12 protein-coding genes are annotated in these 8,304 nt (G+C 68.2%); 9 read left to right on the top strand and 3 right to left on the bottom strand.

The annotated features are described in order from the left end of the window. Positions 1-411 precede the first annotated feature (411 nt). Positions 412-1,389, bottom strand: a complete 978-nt coding sequence (locus tag ACTWNK_RS11285) for an ArsR/SmtB family transcription factor (protein WP_474303841.1) — start codon at positions 1,387-1,389, stop codon at positions 412-414. A gap of 80 nt (positions 1,390-1,469) precedes the next feature. Here ACTWNK_RS11285 and ACTWNK_RS11280 point away from each other — a divergent pair, with 80 nt between their 5' ends. Then, positions 1,470-1,955, top strand: a complete 486-nt coding sequence (locus ACTWNK_RS11280) for a hypothetical protein (RefSeq protein WP_474303840.1) — start codon at positions 1,470-1,472, stop codon at positions 1,953-1,955. Positions 1,956-1,991: 36 nt separating this feature from the next. Further along, positions 1,992-3,023, top strand: coding sequence for an AI-2E family transporter (locus ACTWNK_RS11275; RefSeq protein WP_474303839.1), 1,032 nt, complete (start codon positions 1,992-1,994; stop codon positions 3,021-3,023). A gap of 267 nt (positions 3,024-3,290) precedes the next feature. Here the strand turns inward: ACTWNK_RS11275 and ACTWNK_RS11270 are convergent, their stop codons facing one another. Together ACTWNK_RS11270 and ACTWNK_RS11265 are read right to left on the bottom strand one after the other, a co-directional pair. Next, a complete protein-coding gene (locus ACTWNK_RS11270; RefSeq protein ID WP_474303838.1) occupies positions 3,291-3,587 on the bottom strand; it encodes a hypothetical protein in 297 nt (98 codons plus the stop codon). Positions 3,588-4,033: 446 nt separating this feature from the next. Continuing rightward, complete coding sequence (locus ACTWNK_RS11265; RefSeq protein WP_474303837.1) at positions 4,034-4,525, bottom strand: helix-turn-helix domain-containing protein; 492 nt, start codon at positions 4,523-4,525, stop codon at positions 4,034-4,036. Between the two features lie 186 nt (positions 4,526-4,711). Between ACTWNK_RS11265 and ACTWNK_RS11260 the strand changes: the two genes are divergently transcribed. The 7 genes from ACTWNK_RS11260 (at position 4,712) to ACTWNK_RS11230 (ending at position 8,298) form a co-directional block, all read left to right on the top strand. Continuing rightward, positions 4,712-4,909 (top strand): helix-turn-helix domain-containing protein, encoded by a 198-nt coding sequence (locus ACTWNK_RS11260; protein WP_474303836.1) that lies wholly within the window; start codon positions 4,712-4,714, stop codon positions 4,907-4,909. Between the two features lie 36 nt (positions 4,910-4,945). Beyond that, positions 4,946-5,176: a hypothetical protein gene (locus tag ACTWNK_RS11255; RefSeq protein ID WP_474303835.1), complete on the top strand. Its 231-nt coding sequence runs from the start codon at positions 4,946-4,948 to the stop codon at positions 5,174-5,176. 5 nt (positions 5,177-5,181) lie between these two features. Then, complete coding sequence (locus ACTWNK_RS11250; protein ID WP_474303834.1) at positions 5,182-5,751, top strand: hypothetical protein; 570 nt, start codon at positions 5,182-5,184, stop codon at positions 5,749-5,751. Next, positions 5,748-5,903: a hypothetical protein gene (locus ACTWNK_RS11245; RefSeq protein WP_474303833.1), complete on the top strand. Its 156-nt coding sequence runs from the start codon at positions 5,748-5,750 to the stop codon at positions 5,901-5,903. The genes ACTWNK_RS11250 and ACTWNK_RS11245 overlap by 4 nt, the downstream gene beginning before the upstream one ends. Positions 5,904-6,273: 370 nt before the next feature. Continuing rightward, positions 6,274-6,690 (top strand): hypothetical protein, encoded by a 417-nt coding sequence (locus tag ACTWNK_RS11240; RefSeq protein ID WP_474303832.1) that lies wholly within the window; start codon positions 6,274-6,276, stop codon positions 6,688-6,690. A gap of 94 nt (positions 6,691-6,784) precedes the next feature. Next, entirely contained in the window at positions 6,785-7,387 is a 603-nt protein-coding gene (locus tag ACTWNK_RS11235) for a PadR family transcriptional regulator (protein ID WP_474303831.1), read from the top strand. Next, on the top strand, positions 7,384-8,298 hold the full coding sequence (locus ACTWNK_RS11230) for a CPBP family glutamic-type intramembrane protease (protein ID WP_474303830.1): 915 nt from the start codon (positions 7,384-7,386) through the stop codon (positions 8,296-8,298). The genes ACTWNK_RS11235 and ACTWNK_RS11230 overlap by 4 nt, the downstream gene beginning before the upstream one ends. Positions 8,299-8,304 lie beyond the last annotated feature (6 nt).

The following is an 8,304-nucleotide window of genomic DNA, read 5'->3' as shown; positions in this document are numbered from 1 at the left end:
AATCCATCACACCCACAATGTGAGCGCGACGGGGTTGTGCATCATGCACTGGCTTTTAACACACTGTTGAGTTCTCAAGAAACGGACGCGTACACCCTCGACCACCAGGTGGCGTTCATTCCGTCGTTGTGTCTTTATTCTTTCAGCCGTTCCATTCTCTGTCAAATCCAGCGATTTGACTTTTCATGGTCCGGCCTGCAGGAATTTCGACCACCTCGTTTCCGAGGCAACCCCTCAAACTTACTCCCGCATCCGATCCTTGTCGAATCGAACCCGCGGAGGGAGTCTGCCGAAACATGGCGAACTGCGCCTTGCTCGGTGGGGACTGGTGAACTCTATGTACGGCTCCCCAAGTCGTCAAATCAAGACTGCGTGTCGCCGAGCGATGTCCGTTTGAATGCCTTATGCGGATCAGTTGGCCGCATCCAGCAGCCGGTTCGCGAGACCGGTGCGGCAGTAGAGGACACGCCGTCCGCTTCGACGCCGGGTGACCAGGTTGTTGTCGACCAGCACGGCAAGATGCACGCTGACCGAACCGGGAGTGAGCGACATCGCCGCCGCGAGCGCCGTGGTCGTCGTCGGCAGATCCAGCGACTCCAGCAGCCGCGCCCTCGTCCCGCCCAAGAGCCGCCCGAGAGGCCGATTCAGCGCCCGACCGGCAGGATGCCCCACAGGCCGACCGGCAGGCGCGGACGCGCCCCACACCTCCGAAGCCCCCCGAGGCGCGTACATCAACGCGGGCACACACGCCGGACTGTGCGCGGCGATCAGCCGCGGAGCCGCGAACACGGTCGGCACCAGCACCAGCCCACCCCCGCCGAGCGCCCGCACGAAGTCATGATGCGGCTTCCTGAGCACAACCGACCCAGGCGTGTACTCCACCTCGGGATGCACCCCGGCGAACAACGCCTCAAGCCCGCCCTCGACCATCTCCCGCCCGCCCCGAGCCACCTCGGCGTCATGAACCGCGCGCAACCGCCCCCAATACGGCTCCACGGCGTCACGCCAATACCCCGCCACCTCGTCCACGAGCCGCCCGAGATGCCGAGCCGGATCGTCAAGAAACCCCCGCAACGCACCAGGCCCGTCCGCGAACTCCTTACGCACCCACGCGTCGGACGACTCCCGCACCTGAGCCACCTGATCGGCAAAGGACGACGAGCCACCGGGAAACGGCATGAGGAAATCAGGCTGCACCCGCTGATCGGCCAGAAGCGCGCGAAGCAACGGCCCGGGACGAGTCCGTACGGAGGCGATCCAAGGCCGATGCAGCGGATGTGGAACAGGCTGGAGGAGGACCTGGACGCTGGCCACCAGTTCGTGCAGCGGCGAGGCTGCGGCGAAACGCACCCTGGCGACGTCGTTCCGGTCGAGCAGGTACTCGATCACACTTCCGAATTCTAGGCACCCACCATTAGGCGACAACGAAATCGTGGCAGGCCCCGGCCCGTCCCGTTCACGCTCTCCACATGAACGACTTCGACTTCCTCCTGGGTGTGAACGACGTACGCAACCAGCGCAGGCGTGTGCCTTCGCTGACGACCGATCTGGAAGCGACCGCGCGCAGCGGCTGGGAGGAGTTCGGCGCGGTGAACACCGGCGTCGCCTTCATGGACGGCCAGGTGGTCGTCGACCACTACGACGGGCGCCTCCCCGACGGCCGACGGGTACAGCTGGTGGACGTGCACGCCTACTCCCCTGCCACGGGCGAGTGGTCGAACGTCGTCCACGGCGAAGGCGGCCCCGACTGGCAGCCGTACGTGGGCAGGTTCGAGGCGGGGGTGGGGGTGTTCCGGCAGATGGCGACGGGGCCCGGCGGGGTGCGGTTTCACGTGCGGCACGTGTGGGACGACATCACCGCAGGTACGGCGCGTTTCCGGCAGGCGTTCTCGCTGGACGGCCGTACCTGGCACGATAACTGGATCATGGAGCTCACAAGGCGTCATTCTGGGTAGCTCTATGACATGAGTGGACAAGCGATACCCAGAGCGGTGATCGTGCTCGTGGGTACGGCAGGGGCCGTGGTGGCGCTGGCCGGGATCAGGGAGGTCGCCTCCATCGTCGGGCCCGTGCTGCTGGCGCTGGTCCTGGTGATCGCGGTGTCTCCGGTGCGTACCTGGCTGGCGGCGCGGGGCAGCCCGGCCTGGGTGCAGGTGGCGGTGCCGTTCGTGATCGTGGTGCTGGTGCTGCTGGCGATGGTCGCGATCCTGACCCTGTCGGTGGCGCAGCTGGCCACCCTGCTGCCCGCGTACGCCGATCAGTTCAAGGAGCTCACCTCGCAGGCGCAGGAGCTCACGGGGCGGTTCGGGCTGACGAACGAGCAGATCGACAAGGCGATCAAGTCGTTCGACCCGGCCAGTGTCATCGGGGTGGCACAGGGGCTGGTCTCGGGGCTGGTCGGGGTGCTGTCGAGCCTGTTCCTCATCGTGGTACTGCTGCTGGCGATGTGCCTGGACGCGCCGACGTTGTCGCGCATCATCGGGTCGAACACCGGCAAGCCGCTGCTGGTGGGTGCGCTGTCGACGTTCGCCGACAAGACGCGGCGCTATCTGGTGGTCTCGACGATCTTCGGGCTGATCTGCTCGGCGCTCGACGTGGGGGCGCTCTACCTGCTGGGGGTGCCGATCCCGCTGCTGTGGGGGGTACTGGCGCTCATCACGAACTACATCCCGAACATCGGCTTCATCCTCGGGCTCATCCCGCCCGCGACGCTGGCGTTGCTGGACGGCGGGGTGCAGAAGATGCTGCTGGTGATCGCCGCGTACATGGCGATCAATGTGGTGATCCAGTCGTTCATCCAGCCCAAGTTCCTCGGCGACGCGGTGGGGCTGACGACCACGATGACGCTGCTCTCGCTCATCGTGTGGGCGTTCGTGCTCGGGCCGCTCGGCGCGCTGCTGGCGATCCCGCTCAGCCTGCTGGCCAGGGCGCTGCTCATCGACAGCGATCCGAGGGCGCGCTGGGCTGCCGCCCTGATCTCGGGCGAGGATCCGGCGCCCGAAGCGGACGCGGCGAAAGCGTGAGGAGGAGGCCGCCGGAAGGAGGGACGCGCCCGGCCGGGGCGGCGTCGCCGGCGGTCGTGCTGCGCGGGGCGCCCCTCATGCGGCGCGGGGACGGCCGCGCGGCGTGAGGGTGGATGCCTGCTCGGGACGCAGGGACTTCGAGCCGCCCGGTTGCCCGCGCTCACGGCCGCGGCGGTGGCAGGCGAGCTTCTGGGCGCTCACCTACGGCACTGCCGGCGCCCGCCTCGGCATGGCGGCCCGCTGCCGAGTACGGCCGGAGCCCCGGCGCTAGGGCAGCCTGATCTGCTCGATCTGCTTCACCTGCGCCGCCTTCCAGCCCTGCTGGAACCCCAGACCGTGGGCGATCTCGACGGGCGCGGTCGTCACGTTGCGCGTGACCATCCCGTCGATGTGGTGCAGGACCGTGAGGACGGCGCCGGCCGCAGCGGCCAGGATCAGCAGTCTGTCCATCAGGCCGGCACCGGCGGCGGGTGCCCCCAAGGAGGCGAGCAGGGCCAGGACGCCGGCGGCGAGCCAGCACCCGCCCGCTGATACCGCGAGGAGTCTTCGCCTCACTTTGTTCATATCACCCTCCTGCAATGAAGTAGTCACCTGTTACGCGGGTGACTTTGCGGGCCAAATTATGACACTATGTCACAATATGCAGGTATCGGTAGATATGCCTATATGAGCCCTTATTCACAAGGAACAGCAATTGGCATTACGGTGAGTGATCATGAATGGGCTCATGTTCGCCGCCATTACCGTGTGTTGATATCGGGCACCCCGAAGGCCGTGCCCGCAAGATCCGCAATCCGAGCCGCCCGCTCACGCCGCGTGACATCGTCGCGTTTGCAGGAACACGCCCGCGATCCCGCATCCCCGCCCCCGTAGGACCTGCGCGCACGACACCCGCGATCGGCCGATCACACAACGCCAGATCGGCATGGCGTTCCGGCACGCCGGTCACGTGACCCTGTGCGACACATGAACCGGCGTGCCGCGCCTTCCGCGCCCCAGGCGAAGGTGTTCTACTTCTCACCGCGCGCGATATCAATCGTCGTTTTAATGTGCTCCATTTGGCCGCTGAATACCGCCATCACCGAGCGGATGAGCGACTTCTCCAGTGCCTTCTTCTGCTCGTCGCTGAGCGAAGGCGCCCTTCTGATGTCGTCGAGCCCTTGCAGGATGAGCTGCAGCAGCGCCTCCGACGTCGTCTGCGCCTCCACCTCGGCCAAGGCGGGCTCGCGTACGGCACGCTGGCGCACGTCGGCCGTGAGCATCCTGGCCGCGTCCGGCCTGCCCACCTCGTCCAGCTCTTCGGGGGCGACCGAGACGATCTTCGCCATCATGGCGATCTTGTCGGCGGGACCGACGTACCTTCCGTTCTCGATGTGCCGCCACGCGGCCTCGCTCATCTCCGCTCTCGCCGCCGCCTTGCGGATCGACAGCTTGGGCAACATCTGCTCCCGCCGCTCGCGGATCAGTGCTGCCTCCAGCGGGAGACCGCGATCCTCTGCCATCGGACACCTCACTGCTCGGGGGCCAACTCGCGCGTATCTACGCGGACTGTAGCGGACTCTCGCGTATACCACCCTGTCCCGGGAGGAAAAAAGTTGGCCTCTATCTGCATGGCGTCCCGCAAGGCGGGTAGAGAAAATACGCGTAAAGCTTGCGCCTCACGCGTCGTGCTGCGTAATATCACCGCCATGCCTCAGCGCTACGCACGGGATGAGGAGCCTCTCATCCACACGATCCCGGAGGTCATGCAGCTTCTACGGCTGAGTCGCCGGACGGTCGAAGAGATGATCCGCACCGGCCAGCTGGAGTCGTTCAAGATACGCGGTCTTCGCCGTGTCAACCGGCAGTCGATCCTCCAGCTGCTGGACGCCACGCGAGCGAAGTGACGACATGCACGCGACGACATATGAGGGGTGGCACCAATGAACGTGGCCGCACTGTGGCCGGTACCCGGATTGTCCGGGCACGCACACCATGCCGATCGGCCGGGCGGATCGACGGACCTCCCGGCCCTGGTCGCCGGGGCGGCGGCGCTGGTCCTGGTCTCGACCGGCGGGCTCTCGCTCGGCGCGGTCCTGGCCGTCACCGTACTGTTCGACGCGGGCCTCGCGCTGCTCCTGTGGAGCGGCCGGCACCGCTGGAGCCTGCGATGAACTCCGTGTACGTGGACCAGTCGCGGCTGACGACCGAGCGGGTCTGGCACCGCGTCACCGACAACGAGGCCGTGCTGACGATCGGCAACCTGCGCCTGCCCGTCTCACGTCACGACTGGCGTGCCGTCCGAGAGGCGATCATCATCGCCGAGCGCATCGCGGCGGCCGTGGTCTTCTGGAAGTCAGATCTGGAGGCCATCCACAGCCAGCTGGAGAGGGAGGCGCACGAGCGGCAGCACGCCCACGCGCATCCGCCCGCGCCTCCTCTCCAGCCGGCGCTCGCTTTCACACCGCAGAGCCCGCAGGGGTGGCAGCCGGTGCCGGCACAGCGCCCGATGCGCCTGCCGCTCACCTTCCAGCCCGAACCTACGCCGGTTCCCGACCCCGAGAGCGACTGGCCGAGCGCGCCACCACCGGCGGCCAAGGCGGCCGAGCCGTCCATCGGGGACCAAATATCACAACATGGTCAAAATGCATCACCACTGGCTATATCCACGGATGCCGGGCAGGTGATGCTCTCAACGCAGCCCGCCGCGATTCATCTCGTGCACCCGCAGAAAGTCGCCCATCCATGACCAGATACCGGCAGGCGGTGCTCCAGGACTGCGAGCGCACGCTCGACACCCAGGACACCGCCTACCTCTCCAGGATGCTCGGCCTCGTGCTCGCCCTCGTGGTCGTCACCTTCACCGTCACACTCCTCGACGGCTCGATCAACCTGTTCTGAGCCGCGTTCACGTATACCTCTCCGAACGGTCCGTCCACGTCCCTGCGGGGACTCGGTGCGGCGCCGCGCGTCTCGGGCACGGCTGGGGGCCGACCGGGACCGGCAGCGCGCCGCCCAGGCGGACTCGCGTGTCTCCGGTTGATGGCTGGGGGGCCAACCGCGGAGACACGCGCCATGCCACCCCGCCCGTGAGCCTGTCACTCACGGGCGGGGTGGACCTCCCCAAGACAGCACGCCTCCGGTCGACGGCTGGGGGGCCGACCACGGAGGCGTGCTCCGGACCGCCCTTCACCCATGTCGCTCACACCGAGGGTGAAGGGCGGTCGCGCGCGTGCCGCCTGCCGTAGCCGGGTGTGCTTTCATCGCGACCATGGAACCGAGGCGTTGGGACATCGACACCCGTCACACCGGCATCGGCGACGGCGCGGCCTTCGCACCGATCGCCGGGTCGCTGCTGGCGGCCATGGCGATCGAGGGCTGGGTGACGGAGGAGCCAGAGGCGCACCTGCTGCCGCATCTGCGGGCCGTACCCGGGTGGCGTGTGCTCGGCGACCGGCTGCTCGACGACGGCGTCTACGAGGTGACCGCACGCCCCGACGAGCCGTGCCAGGCGATCGACCTGCACCGGGCGGTCGTCCGGCTGCTGTCGGTGATCGCCGAACCGCTCTTCCTGGTACGGCAGAGCGGCCCGGACACGTTCGAGTGCGTGACCGGCGTCCTGGACGGCGACCCGCCGGGCTACCGGGGCCACGGCCACCTGCTGCGCCTGCTCGTCGAACGGTCGTAGCCGACGAGGGCGGGCACGCGATATCCACCGGTCGAAGGACACGACTACTCTAATATGTCTGTTAGATATATCTGGCAGAGAGAAATGGAAGCACATGGCAAGGAAGAGCCAGACCGAGACCGCCGTGCTGGGTGCGCTCAGCATGGAGCCGATGACGGCCTACGCCCTGCGCGAGGCCATCAGGGACGTGCTCGGGCACTTCTGGAGCGAGAGCTTCGGGCAGATCTACCCCACGCTCACCACGCTCGAACAGCAGGGCCACGTCGAACGCAGGGAGGGGCCGCGATCGGGCTCCTCGACGTTCGTCATCACCGAGTCGGGCACCACCCGGCTGCGTGAGCTGCTGAGCGAGCCGATCGTCTCGGTGCCCGCGCGCAACGGGCTGCTGCTGCGTCTGTTCTTCGGCCGCACGCTGGGCGCCGAGGCGTGCAGGCGACTGCTGCACGAGGCCAGGGCCGACGCCGAGAAGAGCCTGGCCGAGTACGAAGGCCTGGCCCGCTCGCTCGCCGCCGACGAGGCGGGCTCCCCCGACCTGCCGTTCATGCTGACCACGATCTCCGCGGGCAGGCACGGCGCCCAGGGCGTCATCGCCTGGGTCGAGGAGGCGCTGGCGATGCTCGACAGCGCCCTGCCCGCCCCCGAGAACACCCCGGCGAACCTCGAAGACACCCCCACGGACGGAGAACACACACCATGACCGCCTCCCCCGCCCTCGCGGGCGCCCGCCCGCGCCACCGCCCGCCTTCGCCGCTGCGCGCCAGGATCGGCTTCGCGCTCTTCGCCCTCGTCACGGTCGGCGGCGGCTGGCTGTTCGTCCTGCTCGACCGCGTCATGGGGCAGGGCACGGGCACCGGCGGCGTCGACTCCACCAGCGGCGCCTCCGCCGGGCAGGGCCTGTGGATCGCCGTTCCCGCCCTGGCCGTGCTCGCGCTGTACCTCTTCGGCAGGGACGGCGCCGGGCCGCTCGGCCTCACCCTCCGCCTGCGGGGCGAGCTGCGCTGGTACGGCTTCGCCGCGGTGTTCTGCCTGGTCACGACCACCGTCTCGATCGCCGCCGGTGCGGCGTTCGGCGCCGTGTCGTTCTCGTTCGAACCCGGCGCCGGACATCCGCCGCTGCTGGCCACCTTCGCCGCCTCGCTCGTCTTCCTGCTGGTGAAGAACCTGCTGGAGGAGCTCATCTTCCGCGGGTACGGCACGCGTACCGCGATGGCGCTCGGGCTGCCGGGCGTCGTGCCGCACGTGCTGGTCGGGCTGGTCTGGGGGCTCTGGCACCTGCCGCTCTACCTGGTGTGGATGGCGCGGGCCGATCTTGAGCGGACCACCACGCTGCCGCCGGCCGTGTACCTTCCGGCGTTCCTGGTCGGCATCGTGGCGCTCGCCGTGCTCTACGGCGAGCTGCGGGTGCGCACCGGCTCGATCTGGCCCGGCGTGCTGCTGGCCACGGTGAGCAACGCGATCGTGACCCCACTGCTGATGAACGGCCATCTGCGCTACGCCGGACACGGCGACGCGCTGTTCGGCATCGTGCCGGGCTCGCTGGCGACCTTCGTCCTGTTCGGCGGCACCGGGCTGTACCTGCTGCGCCGCAGGACGGCCTCGACCGGCTGAACACCG

The organism is Nonomuraea sp. IBHARD001 (genome assembly GCF_056106265.1).
Note: the sequence above shows the minus strand (reverse complement) of the source record. Positions and strands in the feature narration are given on the sequence as shown.

Excerpts from the sequence above, each read along its gene's own strand:
- ACTWNK_RS11280 (WP_474303840.1), top strand. The coding sequence starts at position 1,470 with ATGAACGACTTCGACTTCCTCCTGGGTGTGAACGACGTACGCAACCAG.
- ACTWNK_RS11270 (WP_474303838.1), bottom strand. The coding sequence starts at position 3,587 with ATGAACAAAGTGAGGCGAAGACTCCTCGCGGTATCAGCGGGCGGGTGC.
- ACTWNK_RS11265 (WP_474303837.1), bottom strand. The coding sequence starts at position 4,525 with ATGGCAGAGGATCGCGGTCTCCCGCTGGAGGCAGCACTGATCCGCGAG.
- ACTWNK_RS11260 (WP_474303836.1), top strand. The coding sequence starts at position 4,712 with ATGCCTCAGCGCTACGCACGGGATGAGGAGCCTCTCATCCACACGATC.
- ACTWNK_RS11255 (WP_474303835.1), top strand. The coding sequence starts at position 4,946 with ATGAACGTGGCCGCACTGTGGCCGGTACCCGGATTGTCCGGGCACGCA.
- ACTWNK_RS11245 (WP_474303833.1), top strand. The coding sequence starts at position 5,748 with ATGACCAGATACCGGCAGGCGGTGCTCCAGGACTGCGAGCGCACGCTC.
- ACTWNK_RS11240 (WP_474303832.1), top strand. The coding sequence starts at position 6,274 with ATGGAACCGAGGCGTTGGGACATCGACACCCGTCACACCGGCATCGGC.
- ACTWNK_RS11235 (WP_474303831.1), top strand. The coding sequence starts at position 6,785 with ATGGCAAGGAAGAGCCAGACCGAGACCGCCGTGCTGGGTGCGCTCAGC.
- ACTWNK_RS11230 (WP_474303830.1), top strand. The coding sequence starts at position 7,384 with ATGACCGCCTCCCCCGCCCTCGCGGGCGCCCGCCCGCGCCACCGCCCG.